The 551-nt window shown below is 41.9% G+C and carries 2 protein-coding genes; both read right to left on the minus strand.

Features of this window, described 5'->3' with window-relative positions; all coding sequences use genetic code 11:
* Positions 1-199: hypothetical protein (locus tag IEY73_RS34830; RefSeq protein ID WP_229716456.1), on the minus strand; the 199-nt coding region annotated here is incomplete at its 3' end.
* Between the two features lie 63 nt (positions 200-262).
* A partial coding sequence (gene rpsJ, locus IEY73_RS34835; RefSeq protein ID WP_189083259.1) for a 30S ribosomal protein S10 occupies positions 263-551 on the minus strand: 289 nt, incomplete at its 5' end.

Raw genomic sequence — 551 nt, forward strand, 5'->3', positions numbered from 1 at the left:
GGGAAGCTTTTAAGGTAGCGAAATGGTTAAACTCTTTACTGAGTTGGTATTTCTTTTGCTGGCCTTCAATCGCCTTATTGTGTTTTTTATGCATCGCATAGGCCACTAAAGCTTTCCCATTTTCTAATTGGCACACTTTCGCTTGCAAGACTTTAAGCAAGGTTACAGGCGTGCTGTTAGCGTCAATGGTGCGGCTCATGCCTATCTTTTGAACTAAAAATTCCATATCTAACCCTTATTTTATTATCTCAATGCGTTAGGACTACTTTGTTTCCATAGAAGTTACTTCTACATCCACTTCAGGAGCTAAATCCAACTTCATCAAGCTATCCACGGTTTCTGGGGTGGCCGAGATAATATCAATCAATCGGCTATAAACCCTAATCTCAAACTGCTCTCTTGAATCCTTATTGACATGCGGGGAGCGTAAAACGGTGTAACGCTTATTCTTAGTCGGTAAAGGGATAGGCCCTCTAATTTCAGAACCTGAACGCTTTACGGCTTCCACGATAGCCACAACAGAGCGATCCAACACTCTATGGTCATAAGCT

This window comes from Mangrovihabitans endophyticus, from assembly GCF_014646155.1.
Lineage (GTDB): Bacteria > Actinomycetota > Actinomycetes > Mycobacteriales > Micromonosporaceae > Actinoplanes > Actinoplanes endophyticus.